This is a genomic window from Geothrix alkalitolerans, assembly GCF_022808885.1.
Taxonomy (GTDB): domain Bacteria; phylum Acidobacteriota; class Holophagae; order Holophagales; family Holophagaceae; genus Geothrix; species Geothrix alkalitolerans.
Genome location: NZ_JAKZLE010000002.1, coordinates 105,374 through 122,620, shown reverse-complemented (window position 1 = coordinate 122,620; position 17,247 = coordinate 105,374). Strand labels below are relative to the sequence as shown.

The 17,247-nt window shown below is 66.5% G+C and carries 20 protein-coding genes; 5 read left to right on the top strand and 15 right to left on the bottom strand.

Annotated features, from left to right (window positions below):
- Nucleotide 1: 1 nt before the first annotated feature.
- The 6 genes from MLJ35_RS04625 to MLJ35_RS04600 all read right to left on the bottom strand — a co-directional run bounded on the left by MLJ35_RS04625 (nt 2) and on the right by MLJ35_RS04600 (nt 6,306).
- Nucleotides 2–970 (bottom strand): patatin-like phospholipase family protein, encoded by a 969-nt coding sequence (locus MLJ35_RS04625; protein WP_243383233.1) that lies wholly within the window; start codon nt 968–970, stop codon nt 2–4.
- Between the two features lie 62 nt (nt 971–1,032).
- Entirely contained in the window at nt 1,033–2,223 is a 1,191-nt protein-coding gene (locus tag MLJ35_RS04620) for an acyl-CoA dehydrogenase family protein (protein WP_243321072.1), read from the bottom strand.
- A gap of 180 nt (nt 2,224–2,403) precedes the next feature.
- Entirely contained in the window at nt 2,404–2,991 is a 588-nt protein-coding gene (locus MLJ35_RS04615) for a thymidine kinase (protein ID WP_243286098.1), read from the bottom strand.
- 9 nt (nt 2,992–3,000) lie between these two features.
- Complete coding sequence (locus MLJ35_RS04610) at nt 3,001–4,161, bottom strand: DUF4388 domain-containing protein (protein ID WP_243383232.1); 1,161 nt, start codon at nt 4,159–4,161, stop codon at nt 3,001–3,003.
- 1 nt (nt 4,162) lies between these two features.
- Nucleotides 4,163–5,929, bottom strand: a complete 1,767-nt coding sequence (locus tag MLJ35_RS16100) for a tetratricopeptide repeat protein (protein ID WP_243383231.1) — start codon at nt 5,927–5,929, stop codon at nt 4,163–4,165.
- Nucleotides 5,930–6,045: 116 nt separating this feature from the next.
- Nucleotides 6,046–6,306, bottom strand: a complete 261-nt coding sequence (locus tag MLJ35_RS04600) for a DUF1844 domain-containing protein (RefSeq protein ID WP_243383230.1) — start codon at nt 6,304–6,306, stop codon at nt 6,046–6,048.
- A 211-nt stretch (nt 6,307–6,517) separates the two neighbouring features.
- On the opposite strand from MLJ35_RS04600, the gene MLJ35_RS04595 reads away from it, so the two are divergent.
- Nucleotides 6,518–7,540 (top strand): carboxypeptidase-like regulatory domain-containing protein, encoded by a 1,023-nt coding sequence (locus MLJ35_RS04595; protein WP_243383229.1) that lies wholly within the window; start codon nt 6,518–6,520, stop codon nt 7,538–7,540.
- A 61-nt stretch (nt 7,541–7,601) separates the two neighbouring features.
- Here the strand turns inward: MLJ35_RS04595 and MLJ35_RS04590 are convergent, their stop codons facing one another.
- The 6 genes from MLJ35_RS04590 to MLJ35_RS04565 all read right to left on the bottom strand — a co-directional run bounded on the left by MLJ35_RS04590 (nt 7,602) and on the right by MLJ35_RS04565 (nt 12,144).
- Nucleotides 7,602–8,378: an exodeoxyribonuclease III gene (locus tag MLJ35_RS04590; protein WP_243383228.1), complete on the bottom strand. Its 777-nt coding sequence runs from the start codon at nt 8,376–8,378 to the stop codon at nt 7,602–7,604.
- Nucleotides 8,379–8,388: 10 nt separating this feature from the next.
- Nucleotides 8,389–8,730, bottom strand: a complete 342-nt coding sequence (locus MLJ35_RS04585; RefSeq protein WP_243383227.1) for an arsenate reductase family protein — start codon at nt 8,728–8,730, stop codon at nt 8,389–8,391.
- Nucleotides 8,731–8,744: 14 nt separating this feature from the next.
- Nucleotides 8,745–9,086 carry a hypothetical protein gene (locus tag MLJ35_RS04580; protein ID WP_243383226.1) on the bottom strand — a complete coding sequence of 114 codons (342 nt, stop codon included), beginning with the start codon at nt 9,084–9,086 and terminating at the stop codon, nt 8,745–8,747.
- Nucleotides 9,083–10,984: a methionine--tRNA ligase gene (metG, locus tag MLJ35_RS04575; protein WP_243383225.1), complete on the bottom strand. Its 1,902-nt coding sequence runs from the start codon at nt 10,982–10,984 to the stop codon at nt 9,083–9,085. Before metG ends, MLJ35_RS04580 begins: the two co-directional genes overlap by 4 nt.
- Before the next feature lie 59 nt (nt 10,985–11,043).
- Nucleotides 11,044–11,607: a DNA-3-methyladenine glycosylase I gene (locus MLJ35_RS04570; protein WP_243383224.1), complete on the bottom strand. Its 564-nt coding sequence runs from the start codon at nt 11,605–11,607 to the stop codon at nt 11,044–11,046.
- 69 nt (nt 11,608–11,676) lie between these two features.
- Nucleotides 11,677–12,144: a peptidylprolyl isomerase gene (locus MLJ35_RS04565; protein ID WP_243321052.1), complete on the bottom strand. Its 468-nt coding sequence runs from the start codon at nt 12,142–12,144 to the stop codon at nt 11,677–11,679.
- A gap of 56 nt (nt 12,145–12,200) precedes the next feature.
- Between MLJ35_RS04565 and MLJ35_RS04560 the strand changes: the two genes are divergently transcribed.
- Genes MLJ35_RS04560 through MLJ35_RS04545 form a run of 4 tightly spaced genes read left to right on the top strand, consistent with a single transcriptional unit; the run spans nt 12,201 to nt 14,414 of the window.
- Nucleotides 12,201–12,668, top strand: a complete 468-nt coding sequence (locus MLJ35_RS04560; protein ID WP_243383223.1) for a hypothetical protein — start codon at nt 12,201–12,203, stop codon at nt 12,666–12,668.
- A 47-nt stretch (nt 12,669–12,715) separates the two neighbouring features.
- Nucleotides 12,716–13,141, top strand: coding sequence for a hypothetical protein (locus MLJ35_RS04555; protein ID WP_243321048.1), 426 nt, complete (start codon nt 12,716–12,718; stop codon nt 13,139–13,141).
- Nucleotides 13,142–13,152: 11 nt separating this feature from the next.
- A complete protein-coding gene (locus MLJ35_RS04550) occupies nt 13,153–13,449 on the top strand; it encodes a 2Fe-2S iron-sulfur cluster-binding protein (RefSeq protein ID WP_243383222.1) in 297 nt (98 codons plus the stop codon).
- Between the two features lie 56 nt (nt 13,450–13,505).
- Nucleotides 13,506–14,414, top strand: coding sequence for an alpha/beta hydrolase (locus MLJ35_RS04545; protein ID WP_243383221.1), 909 nt, complete (start codon nt 13,506–13,508; stop codon nt 14,412–14,414).
- 34 nt (nt 14,415–14,448) lie between these two features.
- On the opposite strand, the gene MLJ35_RS04540 is transcribed toward MLJ35_RS04545, so the two are convergent.
- The 3 genes from MLJ35_RS04540 to MLJ35_RS04530 all read right to left on the bottom strand — a co-directional run bounded on the left by MLJ35_RS04540 (nt 14,449) and on the right by MLJ35_RS04530 (nt 17,129).
- The gene (locus MLJ35_RS04540) at nt 14,449–15,186 is read right to left on the bottom strand and encodes a CsgG/HfaB family protein (RefSeq protein WP_243315857.1); all 738 of its coding nucleotides are present in this window, start codon (nt 15,184–15,186) and stop codon (nt 14,449–14,451) included.
- A gap of 27 nt (nt 15,187–15,213) precedes the next feature.
- Nucleotides 15,214–15,510, bottom strand: coding sequence for an HU family DNA-binding protein (locus tag MLJ35_RS04535; protein ID WP_279341050.1), 297 nt, complete (start codon nt 15,508–15,510; stop codon nt 15,214–15,216).
- A 146-nt stretch (nt 15,511–15,656) separates the two neighbouring features.
- Nucleotides 15,657–17,129, bottom strand: a complete 1,473-nt coding sequence (locus MLJ35_RS04530) for a leucyl aminopeptidase (RefSeq protein WP_243383220.1) — start codon at nt 17,127–17,129, stop codon at nt 15,657–15,659.
- Between the last annotated feature and the right edge of the window lie 118 nt (nt 17,130–17,247).

The following is a 17,247-nucleotide window of genomic DNA, read 5'->3' as shown; positions in this document are numbered from 1 at the left end:
CTCAGAGCGACGCCACCAGCGCCTCGAAGGCCGGGGCCTGGCGGCGGAGAATGGCCTCCGCCGCGCGTCGCAGGCCTTCGAGATGCTCGGGGCTGGCGTCATCCATCTCGCTGAGACCTGCGTCGAGGTCCGTCTGGAAGCGGAGGTAGCGCGGCCTGCCGTCCGCACCGGCAGGAAGGAGCTGGCGCAGCTGGTAGTCCACGGTGTCCGCCACGCCATCGAAGATGACATCCAGGATGGGCCTGGCCCAGCCCGCCACGCCCCAGCCCTTCGCCTCCTCGTAGCGGTAGGGCGTGGCGTGGATGCCCGTGCCCAGGGACACCAGCAGGATATCCTCGGCGCTCCCGCCCAGTCCCTGCCGGGCCTCCGCGTAGGCGCACATGGCCGGGTTGTTCGCGAAGACGCCACCGTCCACCAGCACGTCGCGATCCCCAGGCCAGGACACCAGCAGGGGCTCGAAGTAGGTGGGCGCAGCGCTGGTGCCGCGGGCCGCCACGCGCATGGGCACGTCGTAACGGGCGTTCGCACGGGCCCGCCGGCGGCGGTAGAAGAAGGCGTCCCGTTTCTCGAGGTCGTAGGCCGTCACCAGCACCTCCACCAGGGCGTCCTTGAGGCGGGCCTCGCCGAAGTACTGCGCCAGGACGCCCTCCAGGCCATCTGACGGGTACTTCGCCGCCCGCAGGCCCATGGGATTCGTGAGGCGCCGCCAGAGGCTCTCGTCGAAGATCCGGGCCCCCTCCTCCAGGTAGAGGCCGGCCAGGTCCTGGGCCGAGTACCGGGGACGCCCGCCCTGACCCGGCACCGCGAGCCCCAGGGCCAAGATGCCCCCTGTGCTGGTGCCGGCGATGAGGTCGAAACAATCGGAGATGGACCGCCGGGTCCGCCGCTCCAGCTCCGCCAGCACCAGTGCGGGGATGAGGCCGCGGATACCACCGCCGTCGATGGAGAGGATGCGGAAGGGTTTGGGCATCCGGCATTTTATGCGCAGAAAAACGGGCCGTGCGGCCCGTTTTTCTGCGCCGGAAACCGCGATCAGCGGTAAGCGGGAATCCCAGTCACTTCCTGGCCGATGACGAGGGTGTGCATATCGTGCGTGCCCTCGTAGGTGTAGACGCTTTCGAGATTGGCCATGTGGCGCATGACCGGATACTCGTCGAGGATGCCGTTGGCGCCGAGGATGGTGCGGGCTTTGCGGCAGATCTCGAGGGCGACGTTCACGTTGTTCATCTTGGCCATGGAGACCTGGGCAGGCGTGAACGTCTTGGCGTCCTTCAGGCGGCCCAGCTGGTGCACGAGCAGCTGGCCCTTGGTCAGCTCAGTGACCATCCAGGCCAGCTTCTCCTGCTGGAGCTGGAAGCTGGCGATGGGCTTGTCGAACTGGATGCGGGTCTTCGCATAGTCCAAGGCGCACTGGTAGCAGGCATCCGCGGCGCCGAGCGCGCCCCAGGCAATGCCGTAGCGGGCCTGGGTGAGGCAACCCAGGGGGCCCTTGAGGCCCTTCACGTTGGGGAGCAGCGACTTGGCCTCGTCCACGATGACGTCCTCCAGCACCAGCTCGGAGGTGGTGGAGGCGCGCAGGCTCCACTTGCCCTTCATCTCGGGGGCGCTGAAGCCGGGGGTGCCCTTCTCCACCAGGAAGCCGCGGATGCCGTCTTCGGTCTGGGCCCACACCACGGCCACGTCGGCCACAGTGCCGTTGGTGATCCACATCTTGGTGCCATTGATGCGCCACTTGCCGCCGGGCTCACGGACGGCCTTCGTAAGCATGCCGCCGGGGTTGGAGCCGAAGTCGGGCTCGGTGAGGCCGAAGCAGCCGATCTTCTCGCCAGTGGCCAGCTTGGGCAGCCAGTACCGCTTCTGCTCCTCGCTGCCATAGGCGTAGATGGGCCACATGACGAGGCTGCCCTGCACGGAGGCGAAGGAGCGTAGGCCGGAATCGCCCCGCTCCAGTTCGTACATGAGGATGCCGTAGGCCACGTTGGAGACGCCCATGCAGCCGTACTCCTCGGGCAGCGCAGGGCCGAAGAAGCCCAGCTCGCCCATCTTGGGGATGAGGTGCTTGGGGAAGGTCTGATCCTGGGCATGCTTCTCGATGATGGGCAGCACCTCGGCGTTGACGAACTTCCGCGCGGTCTCGCGGATCATTCGTTCTTCCTCAGTGAGCAGGCCCTCAAAGCCCATGTAGTCGGTGATGTGGGTGAACGTGGCGTAGGCGCCGGCCATGGAAACCTCCTGGATTGCCCTGAAGCCTCGGGCGGGGAGTGGGAAAACGACGCTGCAGCAGCGCGTCGGGGCCAGTCTAGCGCCCCCCAGAACCCCAGACAGCAGAGCAGCCGCTCCCACGCCCCAGCTCCCCGTCGCGGCAGGAATCGCTTTGACGGAGTGTCAATATTCCCAGGACAGTCACTCCCCTTCGAGCATCCGCGGGCCTGTGGCGTGGGGCGTCTCGTGGCAGTGGCGGCAGCGGGCCTCGTAGGCCTCGGCTGCGCCCACCAGCACCTGGCCGCCGGTCTGCACCATGCGCTGGGTGCGGCCGGCCAGGGCCCCGCACACCATGCAGATGGCCTGGAGCTTGGTGACGTACTCGGCCTTGGCCAGCAGGATGGGCATGATGCCGAAGGGCTCGCCGTTGGAGTCCTGGTCGAGGCCGCCGGCAATGACGCGCACGCCCCGGTCGGCCAGATCCTCAATGATGGGGATGAGGCCCTCGTCCATGAACTGCACCTCATCCAGGGCCACGACTTCGGCTTCCGGATCCAGGTGGCGCGCCAGCTCCACGCTGTCCTTCACCGGGATGGCGTCGTGCTTGCGCTGGCTGTGGCTGGCGATGGCGGAGACATCGTAGCGGTCATCCAGGGCCGGCTTGAAGACCTGGACCTTCTGCCGGGCGATGATGGCCCGCTTGATGCGCCGGATCAGCTCCTCGGACTTGCCCGAGAACATGGGGCCGCAGATCACCTCCAGGCAGCCCTGGCGCTGGTGCACGAACATCGGAAATCCTTATCGCTTGTCCCGCGGGGCGGGGTCGGGAGCCTTGGCCGGGGCCATGGGGTCGGGGAGGCTGGTCAAGTCGGGAACGGGATTCTTCCCGTCCACGGAGCTCCCCAGCAGCTTCGCCAGCGCCGATCCGCCACCCTTGGGAGCGGCCATGCGGAGCGCCCATTCATGCCGGAGGCGCGTGGCCCCTTCCGGCACGACCCGGACATCCACCGGCTGGAGGCTGGCCAGCCCCAGGTTCACGGAGCCGCGCTGGTTCGGCACGTACATCGCCAGCGGAACGGCGAATCCCAGCACGACCAGGGGCCACAAGAGCGGGCTGGGCTCCCAGGCCTCGGGCGCCAGGTCGGGGTGGCCTTCCACCCAGGGGCGGATCACCTTGACCGCGACGTCTCCTGACTTGGTCTCCAGCAGGCCCGCCTCCAGGAGATCCGCGATGGCCTTGCAGGTATCCAGCTCCTCGTAGCGGCTGATCTGCGTGATCTCCCGGGCGCTCTGGGGATGGTCGAAATAGGAGAGGACCATCTCCTGCTCATGGGTGAGCCCCGAGGATCCGTGCACCTGCCCCTTCCCATCCAGCACCGACGAGACTTCGCGGTCGATGTCGAGGTGGAGGGCCTGGGCCCTGGGCGATTTCCCGAGAGGCGTGTCGAGCCCCGGCAGGCGGCGCTCCACTTCGGGCCACTCATCCTGGATGCGGGCGGCCTCCATCAGCACCGTGTCCACGGGGATCGGCACGAAGTGCTCCCGATCCAGGTCCGTCGGCAGGAAGGAGTCGAAGCGGTAGTCCCCCTCCACCCAGCGGAAGGTACGGTGGAGGATGGCGGTGGCCTGGTTGAAGAGCGCGTCCTGCAGATCCGTGGGGGTGACCTTGCCGCTCTCGAGGAGCAGGGTCCCCATGCGCTTGAGGGTCTGCCGCTGGACCTGGACCATGCCCAGGAGCTCCTCGCCGGTGAGCCGCCCCAGGCGAACGAGCATGGTGCCCAGGCGGTCCTCCATGCGGACCTGGTTCGAGTCGCAGCCGACGATCTCGCCGTTCTCGAAGAAGACTTTGACGAACTCCTGCCCCTGAGACAGCACCAGGGTGCCGTTCTTCCCCTGGATCTTGATCATGTTGAACAGGGAGAAGAGGTCGAAGTCCCGGAGGGATCCTTCCAGCGCCATTTCAGGCCCTCCTCAGGAACAGTTTCAGCCAGGAGCGGAGGTAGAACACGGCGACCAGGACCGCTCCGAGGGCCATCCACGTGGAGGTGGGATCGGGGATGGCCTCTCCCGGGTACCGAACCGACCGTCCGGTGGCGAGGACCATGCCCGCGGCGAGGCACAGGGGGATGAACTCCATCAGGGCCTCCCGCGTCTCCCCCAGGAAGGCCAGATCGCAACCCGGCAGCAGGACGATCAGGGTCTTGTGGATCCACCGCGTGTTCCGCTGGTGCTCCGCCACCTCATCGAGCTTCTTGCGCCGACTCTCCGTGTGGAGACCGTCCCGCAGGACGAAGAGGTGGTGGCACTTCGAGCAGACGTCGGGATCGGGGCTGTCCGTGGTGTGGTAGGGCTCCCCGCAACGGATGCACTGCCCCGGATGGGCCAGGCGGACGCTCCTCCGGACCCGCAGGAGGAAGGCGGAGATGCCCAGGAGAGGCAGCAGGAAGGCTGCCAGGAAGGCCGGCTCGGAGAGCGGCAACCGGCCCGCCTTGCTGTGAGTCCCGGCGGCTTCTGCGAGCGCCTCGGACCGGGCGGCCGTGTCGGGCATGGGGATGGGGTAGGCGCGCACATCCTTCCGGGCGTCATTCAGGGCGATGAGACTTGCATAGGCCTCGGGATCCGCCGCCTTGGCCTCGTCCTGCTTGGAGGCTCCCAGCGTGGTATCGAGCCGGTTGAAGGCGAGGACGCTCTGGTTCAGGAGGATCTCCATCCGGGTTCCAGCGCGCAGCGCCTCCTGGAAGGTCTTCTCGGCGCCTGCGGTATCCCCCAACTGGTACCGGGCGACGCCGAGGTTGTTCAGTACCTCCGCCTGGTCCGGATGGCGGCCCACCAGGTCCTGGAAGGTCCCTTCGGCTTCCTTCCATTGCTGGTTCTGGAGCTGTTCCCACCCAGTGAGGAATGCCTGATCGGTGGGGGGCAGCAGCTTCAAGGCCTCCGCCGGGATGGGCTGTACATGAGGCTGCAGCTGAAGGGTCTCGATGCTGGGCGCCGGATCGCGGGCCGCGAGAGGTTCCATGACGGCGAGGACGGGATGGACCATCTGGAACAGCATGATGAAGACGGTGACCTTCACCTCGATGGGCAGCAGGAAGGGGGCCAGCAGGAAGAGCCAGACCAGGGCGGCCACCAGTGGATCCAGGCCCAGGAGCACCGGCCCCGCAAGGATGATCGCCCCGATCAGGGCGGCCAGGGTCGGACCGATCCCTTTGTGCTGGAGCGGTTCCTCCCAGATGTGCCGGAGCACGTGGCGATAGCGCAATCCCATGGTGAGGGCCCAGCCCCAAAGCAGCAGCGTGGCGCTCAGCCGGAGGATCCCCAGGTGCTGCAGCAGCCAGAGCCATCGGTGGGCAGGCTGCTCGAGGCGCTGGCGGGTGAGGCGGAGGAGATCCGGGAAGCTCCAGAGCCAGCCCCGAGGTCCCTGCTGGCGCATCAGCGCGATCCTGGTCCCGAGCAGGGTCGGGTGGTCTGGCGCCCACCGCTCCACGGCCTGGAGCGCCTCCAACCCGAGCTCGGGCCGACCGGCCAGGCCTTTCTGGCGGGCCCAGAAGGCCGCGGCTTCCACCAGGGGAGTGACATCCATCGTGGAATAGGTGCGGCGAAGCATCTCGACTTCGAGCTGGGCGGCCCTCACGGCTTCGGGATCCCCCTTCGACAGGGCCTCGAACAGATGGTTCGCGCGATGGCTGAGGGCGATGGCCGATTCGGTGGCCGTCGCCGCAGGCGCCACGGCTTGACCGGTGGTCGAGGGCGCAGGGGCTGCCGGCAGGACGCCAATCCCAGCGCAAGCCGCGAGAACCAGTGCGCGGAAGATTCGGGTGAATCCCATGGTCTTCCTTTCGAGGTTCATGACTTGGGATCCTCGGGGACGCCTGCCGCCGGCTTCAGGTCCATCAGTCGCATGCGCAGTCCGTACAGGAGGTCCTCGAGCTGGCGCGTTTCCGCATCGTTCCGGGAAGCCTCGGTCTTGTCCTTGAGCACGCCGAGCAGGTCCACGTAGAAGCGGGCCACCGCCGGGTTCGCGGGAGGAATCTCCTTCATCATCGGATGGGGCACACCAAGGGCCAGAAGTGCCTGCTCCGCCAGGAGATGCATCAGGGCGGTCAAGGACGCTTCCGGCACCGCAGGATTCATGTGCTACCTCAAACACTCTCAGGACTTGTCTGCCGGGAAGCCTACCACAGCCCTGCTTTTCCCGCACCTGACGCGAAATACCCCGGGATGGGCGTCAGGGGAGACCGGGAAAGCGCTTTTTTGACGAAAAGCACTCGGCACCGGAGCAGCCGTGTGGAACGATGGATGGGTTTGGAGGAACCCCATGCGACGCCTCATCTCAGCGCTCCTCATTCCGGCCGCCTGCCTGTCCCTGTACGCCGAGACCACCGGTCGCATCAGCGGCAAAGTGACGGCCAAGGACGGCAAGCCCATCGCCGGAGCCAAGATCATCCTGAAGCGCCTCGACCGCGCCTGGACCAAGGAACTGACGTCCGACAAGAAGGGCAGCTTCCTCCAGGTGGGCCTGGACCCGAAGGAGTTCGAGCTCACCGTCAAGTCTGAAGGCTATGTCGAGCACAAGGAGATGATCCGCATTCCCCTGGCCGATGTGCTGGTCAAGGACGTCACCTTGTACACGCCGACCGAATCCCGCACGATGGCCCCCGCTGCAGGCGGGACCCAGGCCGTTCCCGAGGATCCCGGAGCCGCCCTGGACGCCGAGGGCCGGGATGCGTTCAATGCCGCCATCCCCCTCTACAACGAAGGCAACTACGCCGAAGCCCTCCCCCATGTGGACAAGGCCTACAAGACCCTCACCGATGCCATGGCCCAGCTGAAGGACGAGGCGGCCAAGACCGAGCTGGCGCCCGAGCTCCTGAAGATCGAGCGCGTGCTGGGCATCTGCATGGCCCAGGCGGGCGAGAAGAAAGAAGCGGCCGAGCCTTACCTCCTGAAGGCCCTGGAGCGGAACCCGAAAGACGAGCGTGTGATCGCCGGCCTCATCGAGACCAGCAAGGCCAAGTCCGACAAGGCTGCCGAGCAGAAGTACACGGCCATGCTGGAAGCCATCCAGGGGCCCAACCCGGACGTGATCTACAACAAGGGCGTCGAGGCCTTCAACGCCGGCAAGACCAAGGAGGCGAAGGCCCACTTGCTGAAGGCCCTGGAAGTGGACCCCAAGTACGCCGAAGCCCACTACCTGCTGGCCATGGTCGAATTCGGCGAGAACAACCTGCGGGGAACCAAGCACAACCTGGAGAAGTACCTCGAACTCGCGCCCACCGGCAAGAACGCCGCCACGGCCCGGGAGATGCTGAAGGACCCCTCGCTGAAGAAGATCAAGTAGTCACCCGCGGCAAAAAAGAGGGGCCCCGGTCGGGGCCCCTCTTTTTGCCGTCGAGCCGAAATCAGACTAGCTCGAGACTGATGGGGCAGTGGTCGGAACCCATCACGTCGGCGTGGATGCGGGCGTCCTTCACGCGGTCGAGCAAGGTGCGGCTTGCGAGGAAGAGGTCAATCCTCCATCCCACATTCCGCTCCCGCGCACCGCCCCGGGCGGTCCACCAGGTATAGAGACCCGGCACCTCGGGATTCCGCTCCCGGAGGACGTCCGCCAGACCCGCCCCCAGATAGAGCTTGAAGTCCTCCCGCTCCTCGGGGGTGAAGCCCGGGTTCTTCACGTTGTCCTTCGGGCGGGCGAGGTCGATCTCCTCCGGGGCCACGTTCATGTCGCCGGTGAGGATGATCTGGTCTCCAGCCTGGTGGTGCTTCGCTACGATGGCGGCGAGGTCACGGGCGAACTGGCGCTTGAAGGGAAGGCGCACCAGACCTTGGGAGGCATTGGGGAAGTAGCCGCCGATGAAGACGAGCTGGTCCTTCCGCGAGACGATCATGCGGCCCTCGGCGTCGTAGCCGTCGATGCCCAGGCCCTTGGCGTGGGTGAATCCCAGCTCCTTCTTGGAAAGGGTCGCCGAACCCGCATAGCCCTTCTTGCTGGTGGCCGGGAACCAGCACACGTCATAGGCGCTCTCGATCTGGCGGCGCACGCCCAGGTCCGCCTCTTCCCACTCGCAGCGGATCTCCTGGAGGGAGAGGACATCCGGTTCCGTCTCCTCCAGCCAGTCCATGAATCCCTTCTTCAGAACCGACCGGAAGCCGTTCACGTTCCAGCTGTAGAAGCGCATGGATCCTCCCTCAGGGGACCAGTCTGGCATAGGCTTCCGGATCGAAACCAATGACTGTGCCCTTGGGATGCACCAGGATGGGCCGCTTGAGCAGGTTGTTGTCCTGGACCATGAGGGCGATGGCCTCGGCCTTGGACAGCTCCCGGTCCTTCAATCCGAGTTCCTTGTACTTCGGGCTCTTCGTGCCGAGCATGGGCGCCGGGTCCGCGGGCAGCAGGCCTTCAAGTTCCGCGGCCGCCAGGGGCCTCCTGAAATAGTCCCGGATCTCCACCTCGATGCCCAGCTCCGCCAGCTTCGCCCTGGCGTTCCGGCACGTGGTGCAGCTCGATTTCATCCAGAGGACCGGCTTCACAGAAACTCCAGTCTTCACAGTTCCCCCACGAAGCGGTCCAGCAGCCGGTCCGTCCGCCAGCGCAGCCAGCCCAGCAACAGGAAGCCGGTCCACCCCTTCAGGCGGCCCTCCAGGCGGAGGTGGGCGCCCTTGGGATCCGGGGACAGGACCAGAACTCCGGATTCCTGGCTACCCGCCAGGTTCCGGGACCAGCGGAGCACCAGGCACTCCCCTTCGGCCGCGGGCCCTTGCCAACCTTGGAGAGCACGGAGGCAGCGGAAGCCCGCGGGTCCGGGATCACGCAGCCTCCCGGCCACAAGGTCGAAGGGCGCGTCCGTGAGAAGCTCCGCCTCGAAGCTGAAGACGGGGTGCTTCACTTCACCAGGAATCCGGGGAGGGCGTCCGCGGGCGGCGCCACCAGGTAGGGCTTGCTGGCGCTGTCGCTGGCCGCCAGCAGCATCCCGTGGCTCTCGATGCCCATGAGCTTGCGGGGGGCCAGGTTCGCCACCACCACCACCAACCGGTTGAGCAGGTCGGCGGGCTCGTAGGCCTTGCCGATGCCGCCCACGATGGTGCGCTGCTCCAGGCCGATGTCCACCTTCATCTTGATGAGCTTGTCGCTCTTGGGCACGCGCTCGGCCTCGAGGATTTTCCCCACGCGGAGGTCCACCTTGAAGAAGGTGTCGGCGTCCACCGTCTCGCGGATCTCCGGCACGTCCAGGGTGGGCTTGGTTTCGACGGGGGCCGCGGAGGCCTCGAGGTCACTCATTTCCTTCTCCTTGTCGATGCGCTGGAACAGGGGCTTGGGCTCGCTGATGGGGCCGATGGCCGGGCCATCAAGCGCAAAACCGTGGAAGGTGCGCTGGCCCACCTGGTCCGCATGGCCCAGGGATTCCCAGAGGCTCTGGGCCATGCCGGGCATGACCGGCGCCACCAGCAGGGCCGTGGCGCGCAGGGCCCGGTAGAGGTTCGCCAGGACCGCGTCCACCTTGGGATCGTTGGCGGGATCCTTGGCCAGCTTCCAGGGCTCGGCCTTCACGATGTAGCCGTCCAGGGCGCGCAGGTAGGTCCACAGTGCGTCCAGGGCGCCGTGGAAGTTGTTCGCCCGCGCCTGCTCCAGATATTCAGGGAAGACCGTGAGAAGCTGCTGGGCCATGTCCCGGTCGAGATCGTCCATCACGGTGGGCATGGGCACCACGCCGCCTCGGTAGCGCTGGATCATGCTGAGGGTGCGCGAGGCCAGGTTGCCCAGGCCGTTGGCCAGGTCCGCGTTGAGGCGGTCCATGAAGCCCTCGAAGCTGAAGCCCCGGTCGTGGCCCACCTGCATGTCGCGCATGAAGTAGAAGCGCAGCGCGTCGTTGCCGAAGCGAAGCAAGGTGTCGGGCCGGACGACGTTGCCTTTGCTCTTGGACATCTTGTCCTCGCCCATGAGCCACCAGCCGTGGGCCAGGATGGTGGTGGGCTGGAACATGCCCGCGGCCATGAGGAAGGCGGGCCAGTACACGGCGTGGAAGCGGAGGATGTCCTTGCCCACCAGCTGAAGGTCCGGCGGCCAGGTGTTGGCCGGGCAGCCCGTGAGGTAGTTGAGCAGCGCGTCGAACCACACGTAGATGACATGCTTCTCGTCGCCGGGCACGGGGATGCCCCAGGTGATGCTGGTCCGGCTGATGGAGAGATCCTGCAGGCCGCCCTCCACGAAGCGCTTCACCTCGTTGAAGCGGAAGTCCGGCTGCACGAACTCTGGACGCTCCTCGTACAGCTTCAGCAGACGATCCTGGTAGGCGCTGAGGCGGAAGAAGTAGGTCTCCTCCTCCAGCTCCACCAGCTGGTGGGCGAGACCCTGTGCCTGCAGCTCCTTGGCCTGGGTCTCGGTGACATAGGCCTCGTCGCTGACGGAGTACAGCCCCTTGTAGGTGGCCTTGTAGATGTCGCCCTTGTCCAGCAGGCGCTTGAAGAGGCGCTGCACCTGCTCGCGGTGGTCCTGGTCCGTGGTGCGGATGAAGCGGAAGTGGGTCATGCCCATGCGCTGCCAGAGGTCCGTGTAGTTGGCCACCACCTCGTCCGCCAGCTGCTTGGGCGTGATGCCCCGGGCGGCGGCGGCCTTCTCCACCTTCTGGCCGTGCTCGTCCGTACCCGTGAGGAAGTACACCTCCTCGCCACGCATGCGGTGGAACCGCGCGATCACGTCCGCCAGCACCGTGGTGTAGGTGTGGCCGATGTGGGGCCGGTCGTTCACGTAGTAGATGGGCGTGGTGATGTAGAAGGGCTTGGACACGGGGGCTCCGGATCCTTCAGTCTATCGTTTTCCGGCTCTTTTCGCGTTCGCGAAAAGAGCTAGGCTGGCTTGCGCCAGCAGATGGTGAGGTGATCGTCCACCAGGCCCATGGACTGCAGGTAGGCGTACATGATCGTGGGCCCCACGAACGTGAAGCCCCGCTTCTTGAGGGCCTTGGACAGAGCCTCAGCCTCGGGGCTCACGGCGGGCACCTCCGCCAGGGTCTTCGGATGGTTCACCTTCGTCCTCCCGCCCACGAAGGCCCACAGGAAGGCGTCGAAGCTGCCGCATTCTTTCTGAACGGCCAGAAAGGCCTGCGCGTTCTTGCGGGCCGAGAAGACCTTGAGCCGGTTCCGGACGATCCCCGGGTCCTGGAGGACGGACTCCAGCTCGGCGTCCGTCATGGCGGCGACCTTCACCGGATCGAATCCGTGGAACAGCCTCCGGTAGGCCTCCCGCTTGCGCAGGACGGTGATCCAGCTCAGCCCCGCCTGGGCCCCCTCCAGCACCAGCTTCTCGAAGAGGCGTCGGTCATCGTGCTGGGGAACGCCCCACTCCTCGTCGTGGTAGGCCACGTAGAGCGGGTCTGTCCCGCACCACCCACAGCGAATCTTCCCGTCCATGCCTTCGTCCCTCCCCTACAAAAACAGGGCGGCGACGCCGCCCTGTTTTTCGCATGAACGTCAGGAAGCTTAAGCCTCCACCACCGTCGCCTTGATGATGCGGTCGTTGGCGCGGATGGCCTGGACCACCTTGATGTCGGCGTCGGAGGCGCACTGGCCGAAGACCGTGTGCACGCCATCAAGATGCTGGACATTGCGACGGTCGCCGTTCACCACGAAGAACTGGCTGCCGCCGGTGTCCTTGCCGGCGTGGGCCATGGAGAGGGCGCCCAGCTTGTGCTGGTGGGGGTTGCCGGCGGTCTCGCACTTGATCTTCCAGCCGGGGCCGCCGGTGCCGGGCATGCCCGAGGCGCCGGGACGGGTGTTGGGGCAGCCGCCCTGGATGACGAAGTCGGGGATGACGCGATGGAAGGCCAGGCCGTCGTAGAAACCCGACTCGATGAGCTTCACGAAGTTGGCCACGGTGCCGGGGGCCTCCTTGGGGAAGAGATCCAGGTTGATGTCGCCCTTGTCGGTCTGGAACAGCACACGGGTCATGGTTCACCTCTCTGCGTCAAACCACCAGAATAGAAGGCGGATCCCCCGGAGTCAGCATGAACTTCCTGCGCGCCCTGCCCTGCCTCTTCCTGGCCTTCGGCCTCCGGGCCCAGACCCCCGGGCTCGAGGCCGTGGTCCGCGGGGGTGGAGAACTCACCCTCGATGGGATCCCCTATCGCCTGGAGCTGGCCTCCGTGGCCTCCATTCCGGCCCGGTCGGGCCTGCCGCCCCTGATCCGCCTGACAGGCCGCCTGGTCCCCGAGGAGCCCGCCCGCGCCTTCGATCTGGAGCTGAGCGTCCTCAAGAACGGTACCCTCTACCTGCTGCGTGTGGTGCGTCAGAAGTCCGGCGGTTACCCCGACTCCTGGGCCGCCACGGGGAAGACCCGGGTGCGGTTCACGCGGCTGGAAGACCGCAGCGGAGGGCGGCTGGAGCTGGCCTGCTCCGGTCCACTGACCGGCGTCATCGGCCGGAAGCCCAGGAACGCCACCTGGCATGGCTCCCTCTGGGCCGAGCTGCCCTGAGACCTCGGGGCCGTTGATCGCATATCATCAAAGGTTCCGGAGGTTTCATGAAGCTCCACCCCCTCGTTCCCGCCCTCGTGCTGCTGGGATCCGTCTCCTTCCTGGGTTGCCGCAAGATGCCCCTGACGCCCAAGACGCCCATCCCTGCGGGAACGGTCGTGTTCCGCTTCACGCGGAAGGTGCAGGGCCCGGTGGAGCTGAGTCTTGACGGAGCCCGCATCCCGGTCCAGCAGCTGCCCAAAGGGGCCACCAGTCTCATCGTGAAGGGCCTCGCCTCCGGCAAGCACCGCTTCTTCCTCACCAGCCAGCACGAGACCTTCAGCCCCGATCTCGGCGAGCTGGACATGGCTGGAGACAAAGGCCTCTACCAGATCACGCTGGTCCAGAAGCTGGATGCCGTCCTCTACGGCAAGCCGGATCCCCTGCCCACCGCCGAAGGGCTCCCCGGGGTGACCGCGGCCCTCGCCAGGTAGCGATGGCGCTGGTGGCCCGCACCCGTCAGGCGAACCTCACCGCAGACCTCATCATCGGAGGGCGGGGGACCCTGATGGACCGGTTCCTGGCCGCGGGCCTGCCCGTGGCTTCGGCCTGCTCAGGCCGGGGAGCCTGCGCCCGGTGTGTGGTCACGATCCTGAGCGGCGCCGCCCACCTGACGCCGCCCCGCCCCCATGAATCCCAGACGTTGGCTCGCAACGACGCAGGACCGGACCAGCGGCTCAGCTGCCAGTGCCAAATCACGGATCCGACCTCTGAGGTCCTGGCCACGACGGGCTACTGGTGAAACGCGGGGCCTGGTTGTCCCTGGGCACCCTGCCCCTCCTGGCTGTGGGGGGATTCATGGCATGGAAGTCCCGGGCCGTCGCCAGAGAGCTGGTGGACCCGCCCTTCTACCGTCCCCAGCCTCTGTCGCGGGTGGAGGCCACCTACCGGGAGCTCGCCACTGGCGGGGATGGAGACCCCGGCGGCGTCTGGTCCTTCGAGGAAGTGGACGGCCTCCAGCTCTGGCGCCTCCATCGGCGCGCGCCCTCCCCCGGCATCGTGCTGCTCCTCCACGGGTTCGGCGATGACCGCTGGGGCACGAGCCCGGCCCTGAAGTGGTTCCCCGAACTCGATGCGGCGATCTTCACCTACCGGCGGCGGGACGACGCCCTGCGTGCAGGCAGCACAGCCCCCGCCGTGACCTTCGGCGTGAGCGAATCCCAGGAGGTGGTCCGCATGGTCCACCACCTGGAGGCCTCAGGCCTCCCCCGCCGGAGGATCCTCCTCATGGGCCGGAGCCTGGGCGCCTCCGTGGCCCTCCTGGCCCTGGCGGACTTGGAGCGGGAGGGCCGCGGGCCCCTCGCCGGCCTGATGTGGGAAGGGGCCCCCGCCAGCAGCCGCAGCTTCGCGGAGCGCCTGGTGCGCGGACCGGCGGACCGGTGGTGGCACCTTCTGGCTCCCCCCATCGGGGCCATGGCCAGCCGAGGTGCGGGCCACATGGGCGGCTACGATCCCGCGGACACGGATCTCCTGCGCCGCACCAAGGGCCTCCGCTTCGCCACGCCCAGCCTCTGCTTTCTCGCCACCCAGGACCGCCTGGCCCCTCCCGAGGTGCAGCGGGCCATGGCCGCCCGTTTCCTCACCAGCCAGGTGATCGAAGTGCCGACCTGGCACCTCCACTGCTCCGAGGTGCTGGGCCCCCGGTATGCCGGAGCCATCCGCGAGGCCACGGACGCCTGGTTCCGGAATGAGGAAGGGGGCCGCTGAGGGCCCCCTTTCCAGGTCGCGACGGATGGACGGGCTAGTCTTCCTCGTGGGCCGCGACCGTGGCGCGCAGCAGCTTGGGCGTGATGCGCTGGACGATGGGCTCGAAGACCTTGTTCACCAGTTCCTCGTCGTACTGGACCTCGGCGCCGGTGCCCGCCACCTTCACGCTGGTGTCGTTGACCTTGTCCTCGTCCTTCCAGGCGCCCAGGATCTCGCCGGTCTCCACTTCGATGAGACGGATGTCCAGACGGCCTGAGAACGAGGCCTTCTTCACGTTCACGCTGCCGGCCACCGCGCCAGCCGTGCTGTCGCCCGTGAGCTTGCCCACCAGGGCGCCCACGCCCCAGCCGGTGCCGAAGCCGCCCTCCTTGTAGGCGAAACGGGTGACCTTGCCGGTCATCACGTACTTCACGCCCAGCAGCTTGCCGATCTTCTGGACCGTGCTCGTGTCCACCTCGCCGCTCTGCTGGAAGTTCAGCTCCTCGCGGATCTCGGAGAGCCGCTCGCGCTCGATGACGCGGATCTTGCCCCGGCCCTTCTCCATGATCTCCGTGGTGAAGAGGTCGCGGAGCTGATTGGAGATGGTGCCCATCTGGTTGCCCCAGCCGCCGAAGCGCCAGCCGTGCCAGGCATCCGGTGCGGCTTTGAATTCGAGAATGGCGATGCGGGGCAGCTTGGCCTTCTCTTCCTTGGAGAGTTTCTTCTGGGCAAGGGCCGGCGTGGCGACAGCCAGGGTGGCCAACAAGGCCAGGAGCAGCTTGCGGAAACGCATGGGGACTCCGAGGGTGGGGGTAGTTGGCTACTCGTCGATCAGCTTGCTGCGAAGCTCCTTGCCGAGCTTGAAATAGACCACGCGCTTCGGCGGCACCTGGATGCTTTCGCCGCTGCGGGGGTTCCGCCCCTGCCGCGCCCGCCGGTCCCTCAGGCGGAAGCTGCCGAACCCGCGGAGTTCCACCCCTTCACCGGTCCGTAGGGACTCGATGATGCTCTCCAGGAACGTGTTCACCAGGAGATCCGCATCCTTCTTTCCCAGTTCGAGCCGCTCCATCAAGTGCCGGGAGAGGTCAGCTTTGGTGAGGGTCTCCATCGCTTCCATGGGAACTCCGAAGGGGGTGAGGGCTCAGGTGGCTTGAAGGCAGTCCTCAATAAATCCCCATCCATGCCTTCCGGTCAAGGGGGATATCTTCACCCATTTGAAAAAAAGGGGGGCGATGCCCCCCTTTGACCAAGTCATCGGGCAGATCAGTCCATGAGCCATTCGAGAAGGAACCGGGGGCCCTCGCCGCTGGCGCCGTGGGTCCGGTAGTCCCGTTCCTTGCCCGACCAGCTGCCGGCAAGATCCACGTGCGCCCACGAGGCGTCGCCCACGAACTCCCGGAGGAAGAGACCGGCGGTGATGGTGCCGCCCCACCGGATGCCGGTGATGTTCTTCAGGTCGGCCAGCGGGCTCTTCAGCAGCTCGGCATACTCCTCCACCAGCGGCAGCTGCCAGAGATGCTCACCCGCGGCGCTGCCGGCATCCAGCAGGCGGTCCACCAGCTTCTGGTCCGTGCCCATGACCGCTGACACGCCATCGCCCATGGCCACCAGGGCCGCCCCAGTGAGGGTGGCCAGATCCACCACGTGATCCGCGCCCAGTTCCCCGGCGTAATGGAGGAGGTCCGCCAGGACGAGCCGGCCCTCGGCATCCGTGTTGAGGACCTCGATGGTCTTGCCGCTGCGGCTGCGGAGGACGTCCCCGGGCTTGTAGCTGGTGCCCGAGGGCATGTTCTCCACCAGGCCCATGAGCCCAGTCACCTGGACCGGGATCTCCAGCTGGGCACAGGCGGCCAGGGTCGCGAGCACGATGGCGGCGCCGGTCATGTCGTCCTTCATGGTCTCCATGCCCGAGGCGTCCTTGAGGGACAGGCCGCCGGAGTCGAAGCAGACGCCCTTGCCCACCAGCACCACGTGCTTCTTGGGCTTCTCCTTCGGCTTGTACTCGAGTTTCACCACCCTCGGGGTGCGCGGGCTCCCCTGCCCGACCGCCAGGACCGAACGGAAGCCACCCTTTTCCAGGGCGGGAACATCCAGCACCTCGCAATGGAGCTTGTGCTGCTTGGCCAATTTCACGGCCATTTCGGCGAACACTTCCGGATAGAGATCGCCCGCGGGGGTGTTGGCCAGGTCGCGGACGCGATGGCAGGCGGCCACGCCGGCCTCGATGGCAGGCAGCTTGCGGCGGGCCTTCCGGGTATCGTCGCCGTTGGTGAAGATCTCGATGGACGAGAACTGCTTCGGGTCCTGTTTCCCGCCCTTGAACGTCACGAGGTCGTAGTTCGCGAGCAGCGTGCCCTCGGCCACGGCGGCCTGCACGGCGTCGTGGTCCAGGGTGGACGTGGATGGCGAGAGCACCCCGATCTTCTTCCACTTCTTCTTGAGGCAGAAGCGACCAGCGGTTCCCACCGCCTTCCGGATCTTGTTGAGCGTGACCTTCTCTTCGTCGCCGAGGCCGACAAGCACCATCCAGCGGCTCTCCTTGACGCCATTGGGATGATGAAGCGGCACAACTTCGAGATAGTCCGCCTTGAAATCCTCTTCATCCATCACCTGGCGTGCGACCTTGCTGATGGCAAGTGGCAGGCGATGGCGTTCACGCCCCGAGAACACGGGGACGATCAAGGCGTCTCCCGCGAAGTCCTTACCCGTCTGTGAGCTGATATCCACTGAAGGCATGGAGGTTCCTCCTGGCCCAAGAGCCTAGGTCCTGATCGAAAAAAAGAAAAGCCTGTTTTTCGTCATTATTTGTCATGAACATCTGATTTATTAGCTGCGACTTTTTCAACACTAGCCA

Coding starts and splice junctions, on each gene's coding strand:
- MLJ35_RS04535 (WP_279341050.1), bottom strand. CDS start 15,510: ATGGAAGCGATGGAGACCCTCACCAAAGCTGACCTCTCCCGGCACTTG.
- MLJ35_RS04530 (WP_243383220.1), bottom strand. CDS start 17,129: ATGCCTTCAGTGGATATCAGCTCACAGACGGGTAAGGACTTCGCGGGA.
- MLJ35_RS04570 (WP_243383224.1), bottom strand. CDS start 11,607: ATGGACGGGAAGATTCGCTGTGGGTGGTGCGGGACAGACCCGCTCTAC.
- MLJ35_RS04620 (WP_243321072.1), bottom strand. CDS start 2,223: ATGGCCGGCGCCTACGCCACGTTCACCCACATCACCGACTACATGGGC.
- MLJ35_RS04590 (WP_243383228.1), bottom strand. CDS start 8,378: ATGCGCTTCTACAGCTGGAACGTGAACGGCTTCCGGTCGGTTCTGAAG.
- MLJ35_RS04595 (WP_243383229.1), top strand. CDS start 6,518: ATGCGACGCCTCATCTCAGCGCTCCTCATTCCGGCCGCCTGCCTGTCC.
- MLJ35_RS04555 (WP_243321048.1), top strand. CDS start 12,716: ATGAAGCTCCACCCCCTCGTTCCCGCCCTCGTGCTGCTGGGATCCGTC.
- MLJ35_RS04565 (WP_243321052.1), bottom strand. CDS start 12,144: ATGACCCGTGTGCTGTTCCAGACCGACAAGGGCGACATCAACCTGGAT.
- MLJ35_RS04615 (WP_243286098.1), bottom strand. CDS start 2,991: ATGTTCGTGCACCAGCGCCAGGGCTGCCTGGAGGTGATCTGCGGCCCC.
- MLJ35_RS04610 (WP_243383232.1), bottom strand. CDS start 4,161: ATGGCGCTGGAAGGATCCCTCCGGGACTTCGACCTCTTCTCCCTGTTC.
- MLJ35_RS04560 (WP_243383223.1), top strand. CDS start 12,201: ATGAACTTCCTGCGCGCCCTGCCCTGCCTCTTCCTGGCCTTCGGCCTC.
- MLJ35_RS04540 (WP_243315857.1), bottom strand. CDS start 15,186: ATGCGTTTCCGCAAGCTGCTCCTGGCCTTGTTGGCCACCCTGGCTGTC.
- MLJ35_RS04545 (WP_243383221.1), top strand. CDS start 13,506: ATGGCATGGAAGTCCCGGGCCGTCGCCAGAGAGCTGGTGGACCCGCCC.
- MLJ35_RS04625 (WP_243383233.1), bottom strand. CDS start 970: ATGCCCAAACCCTTCCGCATCCTCTCCATCGACGGCGGTGGTATCCGC.